Origin of the sequence: Nonomuraea sp. NPDC049624, from assembly GCF_040675255.1 — a bacterium.
Lineage (GTDB): Bacteria > Actinomycetota > Actinomycetes > Streptosporangiales > Streptosporangiaceae > Nonomuraea.
The window spans coordinates 1-21,115 of sequence record NZ_JBFAOR010000020.1 but is presented as its reverse complement, the minus strand read 5'-3'; the positions used below and the strand labels follow the sequence as shown (position 1 = coordinate 21,115).

At 73.3% G+C, this 21,115-nt stretch carries 21 protein-coding genes; 14 read left to right on the top strand and 7 right to left on the bottom strand.

Going from position 1 to position 21,115, the window contains the following annotated elements; translation table 11 throughout:
- Positions 1–153 precede the first annotated feature (153 nt).
- Positions 154–378, top strand: coding sequence for a 4-oxalocrotonate tautomerase family protein (locus AB0J76_RS46455; RefSeq protein WP_352327468.1), 225 nt, complete (start codon positions 154–156; stop codon positions 376–378).
- A gap of 13 nt (positions 379–391) precedes the next feature.
- On the opposite strand, the gene AB0J76_RS46450 is transcribed toward AB0J76_RS46455, so the two are convergent.
- A complete protein-coding gene (locus tag AB0J76_RS46450) occupies positions 392–949 on the bottom strand; it encodes a PadR family transcriptional regulator (protein ID WP_352327469.1) in 558 nt (185 codons plus the stop codon).
- Between the two features lie 61 nt (positions 950–1,010).
- Here AB0J76_RS46450 and AB0J76_RS46445 point away from each other — a divergent pair, with 61 nt between their 5' ends.
- The 5 genes from AB0J76_RS46445 (at position 1,011) to AB0J76_RS46425 (ending at position 7,627) form a co-directional block, all read left to right on the top strand.
- Positions 1,011–1,769, top strand: a complete 759-nt coding sequence (locus AB0J76_RS46445; RefSeq protein WP_352327470.1) for an alpha/beta hydrolase — start codon at positions 1,011–1,013, stop codon at positions 1,767–1,769.
- Positions 1,766–2,314 (top strand): hypothetical protein, encoded by a 549-nt coding sequence (locus AB0J76_RS46440; protein WP_352327471.1) that lies wholly within the window; start codon positions 1,766–1,768, stop codon positions 2,312–2,314. Before AB0J76_RS46445 ends, AB0J76_RS46440 begins: the two co-directional genes overlap by 4 nt.
- 280 nt (positions 2,315–2,594) lie before the next feature.
- Entirely contained in the window at positions 2,595–4,241 is a 1,647-nt protein-coding gene (locus tag AB0J76_RS46435; RefSeq protein ID WP_352327472.1) for a S8 family serine peptidase, read from the top strand.
- Between the two features lie 104 nt (positions 4,242–4,345).
- Positions 4,346–5,098: a hypothetical protein gene (locus AB0J76_RS46430; RefSeq protein WP_352327473.1), complete on the top strand. Its 753-nt coding sequence runs from the start codon at positions 4,346–4,348 to the stop codon at positions 5,096–5,098.
- A gap of 126 nt (positions 5,099–5,224) precedes the next feature.
- Positions 5,225–7,627, top strand: a complete 2,403-nt coding sequence (locus AB0J76_RS46425) for a cellulase family glycosylhydrolase (protein ID WP_352327474.1) — start codon at positions 5,225–5,227, stop codon at positions 7,625–7,627.
- Positions 7,628–7,677: 50 nt separating this feature from the next.
- Here AB0J76_RS46425 and AB0J76_RS46420 read toward each other — a convergent pair whose 3' ends face one another.
- A complete protein-coding gene (locus AB0J76_RS46420) occupies positions 7,678–8,616 on the bottom strand; it encodes an MBL fold metallo-hydrolase (protein ID WP_352327475.1) in 939 nt (312 codons plus the stop codon).
- 75 nt (positions 8,617–8,691) lie between these two features.
- Between AB0J76_RS46420 and AB0J76_RS46415 the strand changes: the two genes are divergently transcribed.
- Positions 8,692–9,363, top strand: coding sequence for a TetR/AcrR family transcriptional regulator (locus AB0J76_RS46415; protein ID WP_352327476.1), 672 nt, complete (start codon positions 8,692–8,694; stop codon positions 9,361–9,363).
- 176 nt (positions 9,364–9,539) lie between these two features.
- Positions 9,540–10,865: an erythromycin esterase family protein gene (locus tag AB0J76_RS46410; RefSeq protein WP_352327477.1), complete on the top strand. Its 1,326-nt coding sequence runs from the start codon at positions 9,540–9,542 to the stop codon at positions 10,863–10,865.
- A 99-nt stretch (positions 10,866–10,964) separates the two neighbouring features.
- On the opposite strand, the gene AB0J76_RS46405 is transcribed toward AB0J76_RS46410, so the two are convergent.
- The 4 genes from AB0J76_RS46405 to AB0J76_RS46390 form a co-directional block, all read right to left on the bottom strand.
- Positions 10,965–11,117, bottom strand: coding sequence for a hypothetical protein (locus tag AB0J76_RS46405; protein WP_352327478.1), 153 nt, complete (start codon positions 11,115–11,117; stop codon positions 10,965–10,967).
- 101 nt (positions 11,118–11,218) lie between these two features.
- Positions 11,219–13,075 (bottom strand): alpha/beta fold hydrolase, encoded by a 1,857-nt coding sequence (locus AB0J76_RS46400; RefSeq protein ID WP_364393748.1) that lies wholly within the window; start codon positions 13,073–13,075, stop codon positions 11,219–11,221.
- On the bottom strand, positions 13,072–15,831 hold the full coding sequence (lanL, locus tag AB0J76_RS46395) for a class IV lanthionine synthetase LanL (protein WP_352329935.1): 2,760 nt from the start codon (positions 15,829–15,831) through the stop codon (positions 13,072–13,074). Before lanL ends, AB0J76_RS46400 begins: the two co-directional genes overlap by 4 nt.
- Before the next feature lie 233 nt (positions 15,832–16,064).
- Positions 16,065–16,202 carry a hypothetical protein gene (locus AB0J76_RS46390; protein ID WP_352329937.1) on the bottom strand — a complete coding sequence of 46 codons (138 nt, stop codon included), beginning with the start codon at positions 16,200–16,202 and terminating at the stop codon, positions 16,065–16,067.
- Positions 16,203–16,327: 125 nt separating this feature from the next.
- Between AB0J76_RS46390 and AB0J76_RS46385 the strand changes: the two genes are divergently transcribed.
- From AB0J76_RS46385 to AB0J76_RS46360, 6 genes are all read left to right on the top strand, one after another.
- The gene (locus AB0J76_RS46385; protein ID WP_352329939.1) at positions 16,328–16,468 is read left to right on the top strand and encodes a hypothetical protein; all 141 of its coding nucleotides are present in this window, start codon (positions 16,328–16,330) and stop codon (positions 16,466–16,468) included.
- Positions 16,469–16,556: 88 nt separating this feature from the next.
- Positions 16,557–17,540, top strand: a complete 984-nt coding sequence (locus AB0J76_RS46380; protein WP_352329940.1) for a winged helix-turn-helix domain-containing protein — start codon at positions 16,557–16,559, stop codon at positions 17,538–17,540.
- 100 nt (positions 17,541–17,640) lie between these two features.
- Positions 17,641–18,576: an alpha/beta fold hydrolase gene (locus AB0J76_RS46375; RefSeq protein ID WP_364393743.1), complete on the top strand. Its 936-nt coding sequence runs from the start codon at positions 17,641–17,643 to the stop codon at positions 18,574–18,576.
- Positions 18,577–18,585: 9 nt separating this feature from the next.
- Complete coding sequence (locus tag AB0J76_RS46370; RefSeq protein ID WP_352331299.1) at positions 18,586–19,194, top strand: TetR/AcrR family transcriptional regulator; 609 nt, start codon at positions 18,586–18,588, stop codon at positions 19,192–19,194.
- 115 nt (positions 19,195–19,309) lie between these two features.
- On the top strand, positions 19,310–19,771 hold the full coding sequence (locus AB0J76_RS46365; protein ID WP_352331298.1) for a nucleoside deaminase: 462 nt from the start codon (positions 19,310–19,312) through the stop codon (positions 19,769–19,771).
- Between the two features lie 263 nt (positions 19,772–20,034).
- On the top strand, positions 20,035–20,592 hold the full coding sequence (locus AB0J76_RS46360; protein WP_364393738.1) for a DUF2165 domain-containing protein: 558 nt from the start codon (positions 20,035–20,037) through the stop codon (positions 20,590–20,592).
- 88 nt (positions 20,593–20,680) lie between these two features.
- On the opposite strand, the gene AB0J76_RS46355 is transcribed toward AB0J76_RS46360, so the two are convergent.
- The coding region (locus AB0J76_RS46355; RefSeq protein WP_364393735.1) for a proprotein convertase P-domain-containing protein at positions 20,681–21,115 on the bottom strand (435 nt) is incomplete at its 5' end.

The following is a 21,115-nucleotide window of genomic DNA, read 5'->3' as shown; positions in this document are numbered from 1 at the left end:
TTCCCCTCACACCAGCTCCCACCTGCGCATACCCTCCGCCTTCGGTCCTCATCCGCGCGGCGCCCGGGCAGCGTTTGCCCACGTCGCCGAGGGGCATGTCGGCTGGACGGCGTGAGGTGCCATGGGTGCGCCGCATCGGGGGAAGGGGAGCCCATGCCGCTCGTCAACGTGAAGGTGATCGAGGGTGTGTTCAGCGCCACCCAGAAGGCCGAGATGGTCAGGAAGCTGACCGACACGATCGTCGCCATCGAGGGTGAGCACATGCGTGCGCTGACCTTGGTCGTGATCGAGGAGATCAAGAGCGGCGACTGGGGTGTGGGGGGACAGCCGGTGACGGCCGCCGACGTGCAGGCGCTGGCGTCCGGCGGGCCCGGCTGACGTCCTGCGGGCGCTACGCGTCCGCCCCTCCTTCCGGCGCCGCGCTCTGGACGTCCAGCGCGGCCAGGGTCTCCCGTAGCCAGCCGATCTCGGTCCTGCTGGTCGCGGTGGCGATCGTGAACAGGCCCTTGCGGAACGGGTCGTCGAAGTCGGCGGCCCGCAGGGGGCGGTCGCCGTCCCAGAAGAAGCTGGCCGGTTCGGTGAGGAAGGTCAGTCTGCGTCGCAGCACACCCGCCTGGAGCGCGGGGTCGTCGAGGTGGCGCAGGAACGCCAGCATCGTGAACCAGCGGTTCTCGTCGGTGACGAACGGCTCGTCCGGTTCGGCGAGCCGCCTCCGGAGCTCGGCGCGCCCGGCGTCGGTGAGGGTGAGCACGTGTCTGGGTGCGGCCTGGGCGCCGGGCTGCAGGTCACGTTGGAGCAGGCCGTCGCGCTCCAGGCGTTTGATCGCCGGGTAGAGGGTGCCGTCGGCGATGGGCCGGACGTGGCCGGTCAGGGCGGCGACGCGTTTGCGCAGCTCGTACCCGTGGAGCGGTTCGTCGTAGAGGAAGCCCAGGATCGACAGCTCAATCATCCCGCTATGCTATCTCGATGTCTTGGTACATCGACATCTAGGTATCTCGGAGGGGATGTTTGTGAGAGACGCGCAGGTGCTGCCGGACGGGAGCCGCATCCGCTGGGCCGAGGCGGCCGGCCGGGAGCCGGTCCGCGTTTACGTGCACGGGCTGGGCGCGGCGGCGGCGCCGTACTTCCTGGAGGCCGCGAGCCGGCCGGAGCTGGCCGGGCACCGCAGCCTGTTCGTGGACCTGCTGGGGTTCGGCACCAGCGACCGGCCCACCGCGTTCGGCTACACCATGGAGGAGCACGCGGACGCCCTCGCGACCGCGTTGCGCGCGGCGGACGTGCGCGCGGCGCAGGTGGTCGCGCACAGCATGGGCGGGACGATCGCGGTGCACCTGGCCGAGCGGCATCCGGAGCTGGTGGCCGAGCTGGTGCTGGTGGACGCCAATCTGGACCCGGCCGAACCCGCCCCGCGGCCGGGCGGCTCGGGCATCGCCGCCTACACCGAGGCAGACTTCGTCCGGCACGGCTGGGAGGAGACGCTGACCCGGGTCGGGCCGCACTGGGCGGCCACGATGAGGCTCGCCGGGCGGGAGGCGCTGCACCGCAGCGCGGTCCACCTGGCGCGCGCGGACGTGCGGGGACGACTGCGGAGGCTGCCGATCCCGCGCGCCTACCTCTACCCGGAGCCGGACGGCGAGCTCGGCGGGGCGGCCGAGCTGGCGGCCTCCGGGGTACGGCTCATCGCCGTCCCGGACACCGGCCACAACATCATGATCGACAACGTGGACGCCTTCGCCAGGGAGGTGAGCGGCCTTCTCTCCGGCCGGTGAAGACGCTGGCCTTCCTCGGTTACCTCATGGGCGAGCCGCCGCCGGGGTTGTCGGTGGTGCTGACGTTCCGGGGCGAGGAGGTCGCGCTGGACGCCAGGACGATCGCGGCGCGGGCGGCACCCTCGGTGTCGCGGGCCCAGGTGGGCCTGGAGCCGCTCGACGTGGCCGAGACCCGGGAGCTGATGACCGCGATCCTCGGCTCGGAAGGGGTGTCGGAGGAGTTCGCCGCCCATCTGTGCGAGCGGACGTCGGGATTGCCCTTCGCGATCCAGGACATGGTGGCGCTGCTGCGCGAGCGCGGGACGCTGATCAGGCGCGGACGCGGATGGGCGCGTAAGGCCATCGACGAGCTGAACGTCCCGACGGCGCTGCGCGACTCGGTCCTGGAGCGGGTGGGCCGGCTGCCCGCCGGGGCGCGGGCCGTGGTGGAGGCGGCCGCGGTGCTGCAGGTGCCGGTGCCCGTGCCGGTGCTGGTGGCGATCTGCGGCCTGGAGCGCGCGGACGCGCTGGCCGGCTGGAGGAGGCGCTGCGTTCGGGGCTGCTGAGCGAGCACACCGCGCTCCCGCGCGGCGCCCCCGACGGCTCGGCCCGCACCGCGGGTGTGGGGTTCCGGCACATGCTGGCCCTGCAGGCGGTGTACGAGAGCATCGCGCTGCCCCGGCGTCAGGTGCTGCACGGGCGGGCGGCCGAGGCGGTCGAGCGGTTGCGGCCGGTGCCGATCGGGCAGATCACGCACCACCGTGGTGGGCGACGACGGACAGGTGGATCACCGCGAACGGCTGCCAGACCTGCAGCGAGGGGGACCTCGTCGCGGCCGCCCAGTGGATGCTGGCCCCCACCGACAGCCACGGCCAGAACCCGGACGTCAGCAAGCGGCCGCACATCATCAACAACTCGTGGAGCTCGACGGAGCCGACCGACGAGCCGATCATCGAGGACATCCTGCAGGCGTGGGCGGCCTCGGGCATCATGGGCGTCTGGGCCAACGGCAACAGCGGCCCGGCGTGCAAGACCAGCGGCTCGCCCGGCAGTCGCACGCTCAACTACTCCGTCGGCGCCTACGACGTGAACGGCGCGATCGCCTCCTTCTCCAGCCGCGGCCCCGGCCAGAACGGCGAGACCAAGCCGAACATCGCCGCCCCGGGCGTCGACGTGCGCTCGGCGCTGCCCGGCGGCTCCTACGGCGTGATGTCGGGCACCTCCATGGCGGCGCCGCACGCGGCCGGCGCCGTCGCGCTGCTGTGGTCCGCCTTCCCCGACCTGGTACGCGACCTCGACGGCACCCGGGCGCTGCTGGACGCCTCCGCGATCGACACGGCCGACGCCCGGTGCGGCGGCCCCGCCGAGGACAACAACGTGTTCGGCGAGGGCCGGCTGGACGCCTCGGCGCTGCTGGCCGTCGCCAAGGTCGGGCTCGGCACGCTGGCCGGGACCGTCACCGACGCGGAGACGGGCGAACCGGTGCCCGGCGCCACGGTCTCCGTGACCGGCGCGCGCTCCCGTGACGCCGTGACCGACCGGGCGGGCGACTACTCGCTGCGGCTGATCGGCGGCGAGTACCAGGTCAAGGTCAAGGCGTTCGGCTACGACGACGCCACGCGGGCCGCCACGATCGCCAAGGACGGCACGGTCACGCTCGACGTCCGGCTCGCGCCGACCGCGCGGGTCCAGGTCGGCGGCACCGTGCGGGACGGCTCCGGCCAGGGCTGGCCGCTGGCGGCCAAGGTGACGGCCTCCGACGGCGCCGGGCACACCTGGACGGCCAGGTCCGACGCCGAGACCGGCGCGTACCGGCTGGACCTGCTGCCCGGTACGACGTACACGCTGGAGGCGGCGGCCGTGCCGCGCGGCTACACCCCGGCCGTCCGGCAGGTGACGGTCGGCACGGCGCCGCTCACCGAGGACTTCGCGCTCACGGTGACGCTGGCCTGCGAGGCTCCGGGTTACGAGCCGGTCCTGGAGGGCGTCACCGAACGCCTCGACTCCGGCCTGCCGGGCGGGTGGAGCGTCACCAACGCCGATCCCGGGTTCCCCGGGTACGCCCACGAGCCCGGCTGGGTGCTGAACGACCCGGGCGGCCGCACCAACAGGACGGGCGGGAAGGGCGGGTTCGCGATCGTGGACTCCGACCACTACGGCCTGCACCACGTCCAGGAGGCCACGCTGACGTCGGCGGCCGTGGACCTGTCCGAGGCCGCGGCCCCGGCCCTGCAGTTCGCCTCCGACCTGGAGCCGAGGGTGAACGGCACGGCGCTCGTGGACGTCAGCCTCGACGGCGGCCGGACCTGGGCGAACGTCTGGAAGAAGGCCGGCTACCCCGGGGCTCGCGGGCCTGGGCTGCAGGTCGTGGAGCTGCCCCAGGCGATCGGCCGGACCGCGGTGCGGGTGCGGTTCACCTTCCTCGGCCAGCTGTCGGGGTGGTGGGGGATCGACGACGTCTTCCTCGGCCACCGTACCTGCGAGAAGAAGTAGCCCCTCCGGGGCCCGTCGCTGGCGGGCCTCGGAGAACGACGAGCGGGCACGGCCGGACGATCTCTGTAGACCGTGCCAAGTTCCTGCCCCTAACATCCCGCTTCATGATGATCCGCGTGCTGGCTGCCACGGCAGCCGGACTGATGGCGTTCTCCGGTACGGCAGCCGCCTACCCGATCCAGGGCGTTCCCGAGCTGACCCACAACGCCCTGTACAGGAAGGGCAAGCTCCCCAAGATCAGCTGCAAGCTGACCAAGGGCACGACGAAGTCCTCGACCACCACCTATCTGAACACCCTCGTCGGCTGTCTGAACGACGCCTGGGGGCCGTTCATCCCCGACTTCCAGCCGGTCAAGACCGACATCAGAGCCGCCTTCGAGAAGGGGCCCTGCTACAACGGCATAGAGATCACCGGCTCGTTCGTCACCACCTGCTACTCCCAGCTCCAGGTCCAGCTCTCCGCCGACTGGATCAGCGCCAAGGACGACCTGCCGATCCGCGCCCAGGTCGTCCAGGCGTGGAGCGGCGTGGTCATGGGACAGACGGGCATCGGCGCGGCCTACTGGGCCATGCCGAACGACGCCGACGAGAAGCAGCTCGACGAGCAGGGACGTCGCTTCGACATGCAGCGGCTGTGCCTGTCCGGCGTGACGCTCAAGGCCCTGGGCGCGAAGTCGAAGAACTGGAAGGCCACGCTGAAGGCCGAGGAGCCCACGCCGAAGGACAAGCGCTGGCGCGACCGCTTCAGCAAGGACAAGCTCAGTGCCAACGATCTCCACTGGTTCACGCAGGGCTACACCAAGGGCACTCCGGGCGCGTGCAACACCTGGAAGGCGCCGGAGTCCAAGGTCGCGTGACGAGCTCCTCCGCCGTCTTCTCCCAGGCGGCGGGATCCGCGTCGCACGACCCCGCGCGCGGCCGGATGCTGACATGGATCTTGGCTCTTCATTTGTGAGCGATGCTCATGTATGGTCGCCGTCACTATGAGGAACCGCTGGTTGTCGCCGATCGCCGTCGTGGTGCTGGCCGCCGTCATCGCACTGGGAGCGGTGTTCGACCCGTCGGGGCTGGCCGCGCCGTACACCTGGACCGGGGCCGACCTGCTGCCCGTCGCCGGGCTCTGGCAGGTGGCCGCGCCGGCCGTCTACGTGCCGCTGCTGCTGGCGGGGGTCGGCGTGCTGACGTGGGCGGTCGCCCGCGGACGTGGCCCGCTGCGTACGGCGCTGCTGGTGTGGGGCGCGGTGGTGTGGTCGGCGATGGCGGCCAAGCTGCTGATGTCGCTGGCGATGACCGTCGAGGACGTACTCCACCTGGCGTGGTCGACCGGCTTCACCGGCGTCAAGGCGGCGGTCTTCGGCCTGCCGGTGGCGGCGGCCGCCTGGCTCGCCCAGCTCCTGCACCGCCGCCTCGTCCCGCTTTCTCCCGCGTCGGAGTCCGCGGGGCCCGGCGCGGGCTCGGGGGCGTCGGCGCCGGGATGGGCCGCGGCGGCAGTGGCCGTGGTCCTGGCCGCGTCGGTCGGCGGGGTGTGGTGGGGCGGCTCGCCCGTCGGCTATGCCATCGGCGACTCCCCGCTGGCGCCGGCGCCCGAGGCGGGACCGCTGGGCTGCCTGGCCGCCGTCACGCTGCTGGGTGTGCTGACCTGGGCGGTCAACCGCCGGCTCAGCGCCACCGCCTCGCCCCGGGCCGTCGTGGCCGGGCTCTCCGCGCTGGCGGCGGCCGGGACGCTGGGCCTGGTCCAGGTGGCCGCCGGGATCCCCGGCGACCTGGCGGGCGGCGGCCTGTTCTGGGCGCCGGCGATCATGCTTCGCCTCGCCCCCGCGCTCTCCTTCGGCGCCCTGCTCGCCGCGGCGACGGCGCTGCTCGTCGCCCTGCTCGACGCCGTCCGGCCGGCGCGCAGGGGCGTCGCCCTGGCCGCGCCGCTCCCGACGGCGGTCGTCGTGGCCGCGGCGGCGCTCGCCTTACCGCTCCTGCAGCCCGGCACCGCCACCCCGCAGCTGCCGCGCACCCCGGGGCTGACGCTCTCGGCCGACCGCAGGATCGTCGACGCCGACGGCAACGAGGTGCTGCTGCGGGGCGTGAACGTCAACCAGCTCGAAGACTATTTCCAGCAATTTCCGGACAAGGCGGTGACGCGGCCGCTCACCGAGGCCGACTTCGCCGGCATGGCGCGGATGGGCTTCAACGTCGTCCGTCTCGCCCTGTCCTGGTCGGCGCTGGAACCCCGGCCCGGCCAGTACGACCCGGCCTACCTCGCCAAGATCTCCTGGGCCGTCGGGACCGCCGCCCGGCACGGCCTGCGCACGGTCATCGACATGCACCAGGACGCCTGGGGGAAGGGCGTCGCCGCCGCGCCCGGGACCACCTGCCGGAACGGTTCCCCGATGCACGGCTGGGACGGCGCCCCCACCTGGGCCGACCGCTTCGACGGCGCCCCCAGGTGCGAGTTCACCGGACGCGACATCTCCCCGGCCGTCGCCCGCGCCTTCACCAACTTCTACCAGGACCGGGACGGCATCCAGACCCGCCTGGTCGCCGCCTGGGGCATGCTGGCGCAGCGGTTCGCGAACGAGCCGATGGTCGCCGGGTACGACCTGCTGAACGAGCCCGGCTTCGGCGAGGCGCCGCCGATCACCTCCGGCGTCCTGCTCGGCCGTTACTACGACCGGGCGATCAAGGCCATCCGGGCGGGCGAGCGGCGCGGCTTCCCCCACCTGGTCTTCTTCGAGCCGTCCGTGCTCTGGTCGGGTCTCGGCTTCGAGGTCCCGGTGCCCAAGGGCTTCACCGACGACCGGCTGCTCGTCTTCGCGCCCCACCTCTACAACGAGTCGATCACCATCGACCAGGGCACCGGCCTCACCGTCACGAGCATCGAGCGCGGCTTCGAGCTGGCGAGCCGGGCGGCGGAGTACTACGGCGCCGGGCTCTGGTCGGGCGAGTGGGGCTGGTTCGGCGACCCCGCCGCGGCCCCGATCGCGCGATACACCGACCAGGAGGACCGGCACCGCATCGGAGGCGCGTTCTGGGTCTGGAAGCAGTCCTGCGGCGACGCCCACGCCACTGCCGGCGCCAGGACCGGCGGCAACCTCATGATCGAGGACTGTGCCACCGGGAAGGACCTGCCTCCGCCCGCCGAATACGTCGCCGAGCTCGCACGCCCCTACCCCCGTTCCGCCCCCGGCCGGCTGACCGGCCTGACGTCGGACCGCGCGAGCCTCACGGCCCGGGGTGAGGGCAGCGGGTGCGGTCTGGACGTCTGGTTCCCGGGCGAGGCCCGGCCGGCCGTCCGCGGCAGCGGACTGCGCGGCGTCGCCGTCCGGCAGGCGCCGGGCGGCTGGCGCATCACCGGCTGCACCTCGGGCTCCTACAGCGTGACGGCGGACGTCTAGCGCCGTCTAGCGCTCCCCCGGCGCGACCGGTCGGGTCAGCGGTGGTCGGGTCAGCGGTGTCCGCCGACGTAGAAGGCGCGGGCGGCGAAGCCGATCCACTCGGGGCGTTCCCAGGTGCTCCAGCGGGCGCGCGCCTGCTCGTCGATCGCCGCGGCCGCCTCGTCGGCGGAGGCTCCGGCCGCGCGCAGCCGTGTGACCTCCCCGTGCACGAAGCCGAGGTAGTCGCGGACGTCGCGGATCAAGGACAGGTCGCCCACCTCCCCGTGGCCGGGCACGACGATCTCGGGGCCGCCCGCGATCAGGTCGTCAAGCACGCCGATCCAGCCGGGGCCGTCCACGTCCACGTCGTACGGCGGGAAGTACGGCGCGATCGGGAAGATGCGGGTCTCGATCAGGTCGCCGCCGAACAGCACCCGGTCGTCGACGACGACGACCTGGTCGGAGCCCGTGTGCGCGGGCCCGACCGCCCGCAGCGCCACCCTGCGCCCGCCCAGGTCGAGCTCGGCCCGGCCCTCGTAGACCAGGTCGGGATCGACGAGCTCGACGCCTTCGAGCTCGGCCGCCGCGGCGGCGCTCAGCCCCTTGAACATCTCGACGTAGGCGGCGCCCTTACGGTGCAGCTCCGCGCGCTGGGAGGCGTTGTAGACGATCGTCGCGGCCCCCTTGAACGCCTGCGCCCCGAACCCGTGCTCGGGATGGAAATGCGTGATGGTCAGGTACAGCCGCCGGTCGCCGGCCAGGCGCCTGGCCTGCTCCAGGACATGCTCGCCGTTGCGGCGGCCCATGCCGGTGTCGACGACCAGCGCGGCGTGCTCGCCCACGACGATGCCGACGTTCGGGACGAGCTCGACGCGGTTGTCGGGGATGACGTACACGCCGTCGGACACCTCGACGGGCTCGCCGCGCACGACCGGCGGCGGGCTCGTCCGCACGTCGGGAAGGTCGCCCAGGTCAGGGGACGGGTTGGGCGTCACATCGGCGGGGCACATGATCCGGCTCCAATCTGAACACTGTTGAGATGCTGGCGAGCGTAGCAGAGATCTGAGCGGTGTTAAGATCGGGCGATGGCGAAAGGGCGATACCACCACGGTGACCTGCGCAGCGCGCTGCTCGACGCCGCCGAGGCGCTCGTGCGCGAGCGCGGCGCCGACGGCTGGTCCCTGCGCGAGGCCTCGGCACGCGTCGGCGTCAGCCCCAGCGCCGCCTACCACCACTTCGCCTCCCGCGACACGCTGGTGCGCGCCCTGTCCGAACGCACGCTCGCCTGGCTCGGGGAGCGCCTGCGACAGGACTGCGAGCGCGCGCCCGGCCAGGCCGGCGACCCGCAGCGGCGGCTGATCGCCCTGGGCTGCGGCTATGTGCGCTGGTCGCTCGACGACCCGGCCGTCGCCCGGCTCGTGCTGCGCGGCGGCGCGACCGCCCCCGACTCCGCGATCTCTCCCCACCCGCACGACGTCCTCACCGCGGAGCTCGACCGGCTCGCCGCGGCCGGCGGCCTGCCGGAGCCCGCCCGCGAGGGCGCGGAGTTCGTGGTGTGGGCCGCGCTGCACGGGCTGGCCGTGCTGCTGGCCGACGGCCTGGTGCACTTCGACGACCCGAGCGCGGTCGACCTCCAGACCGCGCGCGTGATCCGTACCACGCTCAACGGCCTGGCCCAGGAGGCGTCCCACGCGGCGGGCCGCCCGGCGGGCCGCTCGGCGCACACCGAACGCCTGGCCCGCCGTTCGCGCGGCTGACCCCTTGCGGTAGGAGGAGACGCGCGTGCTCGTCCGCGCGGCCCGGTAGGGCTGGCCCTACCTGTTCCGGGCCCTGTGCACGCCGAAAAATACGCAGGTCAGCGGCATCGTCCGGGCATCGGGACGCGTCATACGGTTCTTGGCGTCAAGCAGAGCGACACCAAGGAGCAACTCACATGACCGTTGGCCGGAAGCTGGCCGCCCTCGCGGCGGGCCTGACCCTCGTGCCCGTCCTGGCCCAGGCGGCCTTCGCGGCCGAGCCCGCCGCGCCCGCCGAGCCGGTGCGCGCTCTGGAGGCGGCGGCGCACGAACTGCGCTCGACCGAGCCGGGCGCGGAGTCCGGCGACCTGAGGGCCTTCGGCCGGATGGTCGGTGACGCCCGGGTCGTCGGCATGGGCGAGGCGACCCACGGTTCGCACGAGTTCTTCACGGTGAAGGAGCGGGTCTTCCGCTATCTCGTGGAGAAGAAGGGTTTCACCACGTTCGCGCTGGAGGCCAGCTGGTCGGCAGGATTGCGGCTGGACGAGTACCTGCGGACGGGGAAGGGCGACCTGCGAGCCATCGCCAAGGAGGTGCTGCGGTCTTCGCCGTGGGAGCGCGAGGAACTCGTCGGAATGCTGGAGTGGATGCGCGAGCACAACCGCCGCGACCCCGGCCGTCCGCTGCACGTCATGGGCGACGACGTCGGCGCGCCGAAGGTGGGCGAGGAGGTCTTCGCCCGCATCGCCCGGTACGTCCGGAGCGCCCACCCCGGCTCCACCGCTCACCTGACCGCGCTGTACGAGGGGTTGCGCCCGCTCGACGACGTCTTCGCCTACCTGAACCGGCCGCTGGACGAACGGCGGCAGCTCGCCGCCAAGGCCCAGCAGGCGCTCGACCTGCTGATCACCCTGGGAGGGCCGCAGGCGTCGGCCGCGTACGACAGCGCCGTCCAGGACGCCCGGTTCATCGCGCAGACCGCCAAGTTCGCCGGCTACGACGTGGCCAACAAGTCCTGGCTGAGCGTCATCGAGCGCTACCGCGACCAGGTCATGGCCGACAACACCGTCTGGTGGCTGCGACACCACGGCGGCAAGATCCTCATGTCCGCGCAGAACACCCACGCCGGTTACGTCTCCAGCGACCCCGCGCTCTACCCGAAGACGCAGGGCGCCTACCTGCGCGACACCCTGGGCAAGAAGTACGTCGCCGTCGGCTTCACCTTCGACCGCGGATCCTTCCTGTCGAAGGACGCCGCGCTGGGCGGCGACTGGAAGCAGTTCACCGCCGGCCCCGCCGAGCCCGGCAGCAACGAGCACACCCTCGACCGGGTCCGCCACGACGACTTCTACCTCGACATGCGCACCGCGCCGGCCACCGCCCGCGACTGGCTCGCGGTGGCCCGGCCGACCCGCAACATCGGCACGCAGTACCCGTACCCGCCGCTCGACACCGCCCTGTCGCGCGCCTACGACGTGCTGGTGCACCTGCACGAGGTGCGTTCGGCGCAGGTACTCAAGTAGCGAGGCAGCCGGTGGGGCCCGCGGCAGACGCCCCGGGCCCCACCTCATTCAGCTGTCCACCCGGTCATCACCCGGCACGCCGCAGGCGTCCCGGACGGCTCAGTACCAGCCACCCGTGGTGGTGATGGTCTGGGTGTTCATGGTGGCCCCGCTGCAGTTGACGCTCACGTCGAAGCAGGTCATGTCGCAGTACATGAGGCCGGCCTCGTCGGCGGCCGGCAGCATGTCCAGGGCGGAGACGTTCAGCTCCATGGCAATTCCCTTCCCTATGGTGGTGAGCGGGCGCCGCCTGGCGCGGCGCCCCTTTTTCACGGCCGGTCCCGGAGCGGGCCCGTACCGGCCGAGCCGGTGAGCTACGCGCCTGGTCCGGCGCGGAGGAAGTCGACGACGCGGTCCAGGACCGCGGTGTCGCGGACGTCGTGCTGCAGGTCGTGACCCCCGCCGGGGACCTCCAGATAGATCGGTGCGGCGCCCTCGGGCCACCGGGCCGCGCGCAGGCGCGCGTACAGCCGGCGGGAGTGCCCGACGGGGATGATCGGGTCGTCGTCGCCGTGCACGATGAGCAGCGGCAGCCGCATGCGGCCGGCGAGCCGCAGCAGGTCGCGGGGGCCGAGTTCGTCGTCGAGGTCGGTGCGTCCGCCGAGCCGATCCAGCAGGGCGCGCACCGGGGGCGGGCCGTCCTCGTACAGCTCCCGTCCGGACAGGAAGGGCGCGACGACCGCGGCGCGCGACCACAGGTCCGCCTGCGCGGCGCAGGCCAGCAGCGCGAGGTACGCGCCGTAGCTGGCCCCGTACACCATCGGCCGCGGTGCGCCGGGGTCGCGGGCGGCGGCCAGAGCCCGGCCCAGGGCGAGGACGTCGGCGAGGTCGGGGCCGCCCCAGGCGTCGCGGATGGCGTCACGGTGGGCGGCTCCGTAGCCGGTGCTGCCGCGCTGGTTGGGCGCGACGACGGCGATGCCCGCCCTGGACAGGCGCTGGAAGAGCGGTTCGTGGGCGAACCGCCAGGCGGCCTCGGGGCCGCCGTGCAGCGCGACCACCACCCGGCGGCCGGCCGTGGGATCGCCGTACACGATCGCCTCCATCGGCCCCGCCGCGCCCGGACAGGACAGCACCCGGGCAGGGGACGGCCGGATCCCGCCGTCCGCGATCGCCGCCGGCGGACGCGACACGGAGCAGCCGGCGATGCCGACCAGGCCGGCGGGGCGGCCCGGCGCGCTGTGGACGAGGTGCAGGCCGCCGGTGTTCCAGCGGGCGGCCGGATGGATCACCCCGGCGGGCAGGCGGGCCTCGGTCCCGGCGTCCGCCGCCAGGTCGTGCAGGACGAGGTGGGAGCGGGTGCGGCGGTTCACCGCGAGGGCCAGCCGCCGTCCCGAGGGGTTCAGCGCCAGTGGCGTCACCTCTCCGTCGAAGGCGTTCAGCCGCTCGGGGTGGCGGGCAGGCCCGTCGTCGTCGCGGTCGCGGACGCCCAGGCGGTACGCGCCGTCGCGGCGCACGGCCGTCAGCAGCACGCCCGCGCCGGGGGCCGCCAGCAGGACGTACTCGTCGGCCGCCGGCCCGGCCGGCGGGGTGAGCGCGCCGGTGGAGGTGTCCAGGACCACGGTGGCCGGCTCGGCCCCGGCCCTGGTCAGGGCGAGCCGGCGGCCGCTCTCGTCGAGCCAGATCCCGCCCCTGACCGGGTACGGCGCCGTGGCGATCCGCTCCGGGCGTTCCGCCCGGCCGGACAGGCGCCACACCGAGGTGCGCCCGTCGGCGCCGGTGGCCAGCACCAGGGCGGCGATCCCCGGGGCCGCGCCCGCCACGACCCTGACCACGCCGCCGCGGAAGACCGCCAGCTCGTGTTCCTCTGCGTTCCCGTCGTTCCCGTCGTCCCCGTCGTCCCCGTCGTCCCCGTCGTCCCCGTCGTCCCCGTCGTCCCCGTTGTCGCGGGACGGAGCGGTGAGCAGCGTCAGGCGGTGTGCGTCGGTCCCGGCGCGGCACAGCAGCACGTCGCCGCCGGCCGTGGGCGTCGGCACGCTCGCCGAGGTCTCACCGGTGCGGGTGCGGAGGGTGCGCGGGCGTGCGCCGGCGACGTCCCACACCTCCGGGACGAGGAGGTCGCGGCCCCGCCGGGCGAGGCAGGCGGCGTACCGGCCGTCGCCGGAGAAGCGGAAGTTGATGCGGCTGACGTCGGGCAGGTGGCCCTCATCCGCTGTCGTGACGTGCCTGCTCATCGGGCGGCCCGCCCGGAACCGCCGTCGGCCGTCCAGGGGCGGGGGCCGCCGTGCCGGAGCCTGTCCAGGAAACTCAGGACGCCCGCCAGCCCGGTGTTCCAGCCGACGCCCGTCGCCGTCCCTCCCTCGTCCGGCGTCACCAGCGATCCGTCGCGCACGAAGGCACGGCTCCACAGCACCGCGGCCAGTTCCTCGGCCTGCGCCCGGTAGCCGGGCTCGTCCAGGAAGTCGGCCAGGTCGAGCAGGAACTGCCCGTCACCGGCCAGGCCGTGGCAGGCCGAGGTGCCCGAGGCCAGGCGCCGGGCGTACACGGTGGCGGCGGCGCCTTCGGCGGCCGTCCTGAAGCGCGGGTCGCCGGTGGCCACGTGCAGGCGGACGAGGAACGTCCCGATCCCGGACGATCCGCTGCACCAGTGAGGGATCCTGCCGCCGCCGCCGGGAGAGTCCGGCCACCAGGCCGTCCCGTCGCGGTGTTCCGCCGCGGCCAGCAGCGTCTCCCCCGCCGCCACGGCGGTCTCCAGGCAGTCCGCTCGATCCAGCGCGGTGCCGGCGGCCAGCAGGAACGTCGCGATCCCCGCGACCCCATGGGCGAAGCCGTAGTGCACGAGACCGGCCAGCGCGGAGTCGAAGTCGTCGGGGACGGGCCACAGCACCTCACCGGCGCTGTGCCGGGCCGCCTTCAGCAGGGCGTCGGCGCACTGACCCGCGCGGTCACCGAAGCGAGCCTCGCCCGTCTCCCGCCCGAAGTGCAGCAGGGCCAGCCCGGCGCCGGCCAGGCCATGGCACACGTCGGGGTTCGGCCAGGTCACCGGCAGGGTGAGCGCCATCTCGACGCCCGCGGCGCGGACGGCCTCGTCACCGAGCCGGCGTCCGGCCTCGAACAGGCCCCAGGCGATGCCGGCCCGGCCGAAGTACAGGCCGGGGGACGGCCGGTGCTCGCCCTCCAGACGGCGGATCGTCCAGTCCGCGGCCTCCCGCAGGACCGCGCCCGCGTCGTCGCGCGCCTGCGGGGTGAGCGCCCGGTCACCCGCGAGGACGGACGCCAGCAGGTGGAGCACCCCCGCCGAGCCGTACTGGACGGCACACGGATCGGCCGTCGCCCCGAACCCGGAGGCGGGCCACAGGGCGCCCGTGGGCTGGGGGGCGGCGAGCGCGTCCGGTGACATCGCGCGCCGGAGGTGGGCGATGCCGTCGCGCAGGAGGCGATCCTGGCCGGACACCTCCAGGCGGCGGACGTCGGCCGCCGCGGACGGCACGTCACGTGCGAACAGCGCGTCCAGGAACTCCTCCGCCCGGCGCAGGTCCCACCGCTGCCCGGGGTCCTCCGCCATCAGGCCGAGCAGCAGGGGCGCCATCGCGGTCGTCACGGGATCACCGGCGGCGGCGACGCCGACCAGCGTGGCCAGCCGCGCGTCGCGTGACCGCCCGCCGGGGGGATCGTCGTCCAGCAGCGTCGGCGTGGACGCGGTGCACAGGTGGTACAGCGTCGCGCCCAGCGCGTACAGGTCGGCGGCGCGACCGGGCGCGGGCGCGTGCACGGCCGCGGCACGCTGCTCGGGGGCCGCGTAGCCCGGCGTGTAGCTCCGCTGGACGGCCGTGCCGGGGACGGCGGCCAGTTCCAGGTCGATCAGCCGGCATTCGCGCTCGGGAGTGACCATGACGTTGTTCGGGGTCAGATCGCGCAGCACGTACCCCTGGTCGTGCACGGTGGAGACCAGGGCCACCAGGCTCCTGGACAGGCTCAGGACGATCGCCGGCCACGCCGCGCCCGAACCGGCGCGACGGTGCTCGCCGGCGCAGGCGCTCAGCGTGGTCCCGGGCAGCCGTTCCTGCGCCAGGAACAGGTTGCCGTCCTGTTCGAAGAGAGCCACCTTGCGCGCCGTGACGCCCGGCGGGCCGAACAGGTCGAGCATGCGCGCCTCGTGCCGGAGCAGGTCACGCATGTCGCGGCCGTCGATCGACGCGCCGAGGTGGGGGCGGGCCTGCTTGATGACCACCTCGCCGCCCTCGTGCCGGTCCTCGGCCAGGAACACGCCGCCCTTGGCGGCGTGCCGGACGGCCTTGCGCACTACGAACCGGCCGGCGAGCAGCACCTGCTCGGGGCGGGCCGTGTTCGGCGGCGCCTGCTCCGGCTCGAAGGGGCACGCCGCCCACGACGGCGGGCAGTACCACGCCTCACGCCGGTCGATCTCCTTGGTGCCGTCGGGCGCGGTCAGCCGGGAGAGGTAGGCGCCGTCGTGGCCGAGTTCGCTCGGGGCGGCGAACACCCCGTAGCGGTAGTGCACCAGGCTTCCCGGCCGGTAGGCGCGGTCGGACAGGATCGGCGGGCCGCTCAGGGCGTAGGTGGCCGCGTGCAGCTCCTCGGCGATCAGGGCGGCGGCCCGGTCGTCCGGCGGGTACACGGTGACGAACTTGCCGACCGAGCCGCGCGGCGTCTCCCGGGACAGGAGCGCGGCCACCTCCTGAAGGGTGGAGGCGAACTTGAACGCGCACCGGTGACGGGTCAGCACGCCGACGACCCGGGTCAGCACCAGGGGCGCCGACAGCGGGGTGGCCGACACGTGCAGCTTCCAGCCCTGCGCCCGCTGGACGGAGTCCACCGGGGTCACGTAGGTCCAGGGAGTGCCGGGGTGGATCTCCCAGCCGGCGATCGCCTCCTGTCCGGCCGGCTGCCGGCCGGTCGCCCGCGCCAGTGCCGCCCTGGCGACGTCCTGGAGCAGGAGACGATCCCCCTCGTGGCGCTCACCGTTGTCCATGGGCTCACTTCCGTCCTCGCGTCTGTGCCGTTCCCGTCCCGCGCGGCGTCGCGCGGGACGGGGACGAAGGTACGGCGAGGAGTTGTGGCCGGCTTGTGGGCGAGTTCGGCGTCCCGGACCGTCGGGGACGTCCGGGACGACCGGTCGCCACAAGTGATTCCAAGGTTCAGTCAGGACGGGGACGGCGGAACCCTCACCGTCGGGTGCAGGCGCCGTCTCCGGCGCCGCGGCCGTCAGTACACGTCGAACATCACCAGCCCCTCCACCACGGTCCGTCCGCAGCCGGTGAACCCGCAGCTCATCATGCAACCGGAGAGCTGGGCTTCCTCCTGGGCGGGAAGCATGTCCAAGGCGAGAATGTCGAGTTCCATGCGGCCGACTGTCCATCACCGACCTTGTGGCTCACATGTGGCCGGTGATGAGAACGCGGCGGACGGCTCACTTCTCGGCGATGAACCCGTGGTACCGGCCCATCCAGTACGGCAGCAGGTAGGACGTGCCGTCTTTCTCGCCATGGACGTTCGTGGTGGTGCCCCTCCTGGGCGGGACGGACGTCCGGACCGCGACGATCCCGCGGGCCGACGCGGTGCTCGGCGCGGCGGCAGCCCGCTTCCCCGGTCCGGTCGCGCCGCCATGACCCGTGCCCGGCGAGGACGTTCCGGCCGCGCCCGCGTCCCGCTGGACGGCATGCTGTGATGGCCATGCCGACGTGTACGGAGGGGCGGATGCACCGGATTCACTTCACGGCCGAGGACCTGGTGCGCATCCGGGTGGCCCCCACGCTGGGCCCGCTGGCCGAGACCCTGTTCAGCCTGGCCGCGCTGCGCGGCCGGACGGAGAAGGCGATGTTCGGCGGATGGCGCAGCCGCGTACGCGGTGGCCTCGACGCCAGGTCCGCGGTCCTGGGCGCGATCAACCCCGCCCGGCCGCCGTGCCTGGACCTGGTCAACCTCGTGCGCCAGGCCGGCGACCTGGCCGAGGGCGCCGAGTCCTTCCTGGCCAGCACCCGGCACGCCGTCCGGGCGGAGCTCGACTTCTACGCCGGCCACCACCGGCGGGTGCCGGGCCCGCTGACCGGACTCGTCGACAGCCTCACCGCCAGGCGGGAGGTGTTGTCCACGGTGGAGGCCTACCATCACACCGCCCTCGGCCCCTACTGGCGCAACATCCGCGCGCACCTGGACGCCGAACGCGCCCAGCGCGGCACGATCCTGCTCGACCGCGGGGTCGACGGCCTGCTGTCCGGCCTGCACCCCGGCATCCGGTGGTCGCCGCCGACCCTCCACCTCCACGCCGGCGACCGGCTCGCCACCGACTTCACCCTCGACGGGCGGGGACTGCTGCTGGTGCCGTCGTTCTTCATGCGCGTCCCTGCGGTGATCTACGATCCGGGCGATCCCGCCGACTGCATGCTGATCTATCCCGCCGCGCTCGGCGTCGACCACGCCGCGGGCATCTGGACGGACGGCCCTTCGCCGCGAGCGCTGGCCAACCTCCTCGGACGCACCCGCGCGTCGGTGCTCACCGCCATCGCCGACGGCATGACGACCACCGGAGCCCTGGCCCGGCGGCTGGACATCTCCTCCGCGGCCATCAGCCAGCACACCGCCGTGCTGCGCGAGGCAGGCCTGATCACCACCCGACGCCATCACAACAGCGTCCTGCACCACCTCACCCAGACCGGCCTGACCCTCCTGGGGTCGTCGTAGTCCCCCGTATCAGGGACACGTCTGTCACCTTCGCAGCACCTCGACGGGAGCCGCCCAGCCGTTAGGATACGACTGTATCCATACCGGAGATGGGGGTACGATGCGCATTCCCGACCGCCCGTCCGCCTTCACCGACGACTCCGCCCGCGACAGGTACCACGCCGTCTACGACCGGTTGCTCGACGAGCTGTGGCCGGTGCCGGTGGACGCCCTCGACGTGGAGACCCGCGCCGGCCGCGTGCGGGTCCACCGGGCAGGGCCGGCCGAGGGGGATCCCGTGGTCCTCGTGGCTGGCGCCGGCGGGAACGCGCTGGCATGGTACCGCTACATCGAGCCGCTGGCGCGCACGCGTCCGGTCCTGGCCCTCGACCCGCTCGGCGAGCCGGGCCGCTCGGTCCAGAGGCGGACGCTGGCGACCGCCGCCGACGTCGGCGGCTGGCTCACCGACGTCCTGACCGCTGTCGGGGCCGAGCGGGCACACGTGGCGGGCTTCTCCGCCGGCTGCCTGACCGCGGTATGGGCCGCGACGCACCAGCGCCCCGGCGAAAGCGGCCGAGTCGCCGCGCTGACGCTACTGGATCCGGGCGGCTTCGCGCCGATATCCGGGCGGTTCGTCCGGTGGGCCGCCGCCGGCGCGGTCGCCTCCATGCTTCCGCGTCCGTTGCGGCACCGCATGGCCGACGTCGTGAACAACGGCGTGCTGCGCGAGGACGGGCTGGTCAGGCTGGCGCGGGCGGGCGGATGGTCCTTCCGCCGGCACGTGCTCATCCCCTCCCCTTACACCGACGAGCAGATCCGCGAGGTGCCCGTGCCCGTGCAGGTGCTGCTGGGCGCCCGCAGCGCGCTGCACGACTCGCAGGCGGTGGCCGCGCGGCTGGCCGGCATCGCGCCGTCCTGGCGCGTGGAGATCGTGCCCGGCACCGGCCATTCGCTGCCCGTCGAGGCTCCCGGCCTGGCCGTGGAGCGGATCCTCACCTTTCCGGCCCACGGGCAGCCCGGGGCCGCGGCCCCGAGCCACCACAGGAACAGCAGGTAGGGATCAGGCATGCCCCGGCAGGTCGATCACGACGAGCGGCGGCGCCGGTTGACCGCGGCGCTGCTGCGCATCGCCGGCACCCGCGGCCTGCAGGCGGTGTCGATGCGCGAGATCGCCGCCGAGGCCGGGGTGTCCCTGCGTGTCGTCCAGTACTACTTCACGAACAAGCAGGCCCTGCTGGAGTCCGGCCTCACCGAGCTGGGCGCCCGCATGGACCGCCGGGTCAGGCAGCGGGCCGCCGCCGTCGCGGGCGAGCTGACGGCACGGGACGTCCTCACCGCCGTCCTCGACGCGGTCCTCCCCTGCGACGAGCAGAGCCGCCTGGACTCCATGGCCTGGACCGCCTACTACACCGCGGCCCTCACCGACCCGGTGCTCGCCGCGGTCGGGGTCACCCTGCCCGACGCGTTGGAGAACTTCCTCACCGTGCGGCTGACCGCCGCGCAGCAGGCCGGGGACATCGCCCCCGATCGTGACCCGCGTACGGAGGCCGCCGGCCTGCTGGCCCTTGCCACCGGCCTGACCCAGAGCGTCCTGAGCGGGCAGCGCAGCCGCGAATCCGCCGCCGACATCATCGGCTACCACCTGGACCGCCTGTTCACGCCTGCGCCGGCCTGACCCGGCAGCGCCTCCACCTGGCGAGGCCGATCAGGCAGGGCCTGGGAGGTACAGGCCGTGGAAGGGGATGACCACACCTGGCAGACCGGACCATCACCTTCGCCGGAGGGCAGTCATGAAGGACGAGCCGCCGTGGCCGAACGACGACGCCATGATGCAGATCGCGATCGAGGAGGCGCAGAGGGGGTTCAGGCAGGGCGGGATCCCCGTCGGCGCGGTGCTCGCCACCCCCACCGCCCTGCTCGGTGCGGGGCACAACGAGCGCGTCCAGCGGGGTGATCCGACGGCGCACGGCGAGATGGCCTGCCTGCGCGCCGCGGGATCCCGGTCCTCCTACGCCGGCACGACGCTGTACACGACGTTGTCGCCGTGCCCGATGTGCAGCGGAGCGATCATCCTGTTCCAGATCCCGCGGGTGATCGTCGCCGAACGGGTGACCTACGCGGGGGACGTCGACTTCCTGCGCGGCCACGGCGTCGACGTCGAGGTCCGGGCCGATGAGCGGTGCGTCGCGCTGATGTCGGAGTTCCAGCGGCGCTCGCCTCAGCTGTGGAGCGACGACATCGGCGGCCGGTGAGCCGCGTCCGGCACCCGCTCGTGCCGCTCGGCACGAGCGGGTGCCGTTTTTATGTGTGCTTTGCGGAGTCGGCTACTATAAGTCACGTTGTTCCACCTCAGGCTGAGGGGCCCGCGACGTCACCACCAGTGACGGAGCCAGTGGAGCGGCCCGGCGAGTTCCTCCACGCCGGGCGAGCGGGCCCCGTGGATCTTTCCCCTGTCAGGACACCTCCTCTGGGCTCGTGTGCTCATTCGATTTCAGAGATGTCAAAGGAAAGAACCTTGGCCCGCTTCGACACCATCGTCGCTCTTCGCCTGGCGAAGGCGCTGCTCACCTTCACCGTCGGCGGCTTCGCGCTGCTCGTCGTCTTCGGCAACCTCACCGACTACGGCACGAACTTCGAGTTCGTCCGGCACGTGCTGGCCATGGACGCGCAGAAGCCCGAGCTCGCCGCGGTCAGCCAGATCAACTACCGCGCCATCTCGTGGACGTGGGCGCACCACGTCGCCTACGTCGGCGTCATCCTCACCGAGGCGGTCATCATGGTGACCTGTCTGGTGTCGGCCTGGCAGCAGGTCAGGGCCGTCGGCCGCGACGACGCCGCCTTCCAGCGGTCCAAGCGGTGGGGCGTCGTCGGCTGCACGGTCGCCCTGCTGCTGTGGTTCTTCGGCTTCCAGGCCATCGGCGGCGAATGGTTCGGCATGTGGATGAACGGCACCTGGAACGGCATCCCCGACGCGGTGCGGCTGTGCACCTACATCGGGATCGTGCTGGTCTTCCTCAGCCTCCGCAACGACACCCGCGACGAGGCCCGCAACGAGGCCCGCCAGAACGCCTGACCCGGAGCCCGGCGCGCGCATCCGCCGGCGACGTGCAGGAGCCCCGGCCGGTCCTCCGGCCGGGGCTCGCTACCCCTGATTCCGACGATCAGAGCGTGATGCTCCAGGTGTCCAGGAAGCCGGTGTCACCGGCGTAGACGTCCCTGATGTCGAGCGTCCAGGTGCCGGCGGCCTGCTGGCTGACCGGGACCGAGAAGGTCCTGGTGCCGTACTGCGTGCAGCTGGTGCCGCCGTAGGGGTCGACCAGGTAGTAGGTGCCGTTCGGGCCGCGGAGCCGGATGTTCAGGTCCTCGGCGCAGGTGTGGCTGATCGTGATGGACAGCTTGACCGGGGAGACCGCGGTGCCCGTCGCGTTGGACGTGATCGAGCTCTGCGTGGTGGTGTAGTCCCTGATCTGGTAGTCGGTGTTGTTGGTGAACATCCGGCCAGGGCCGCCGGTGCCGACCGTGAGGGTGTAGGTCGCGGTGTGCGTGGTCGAGCCGGTGCCCGTGATGGTGATCGGGTAGGTGCCCTGGGCCGTGGA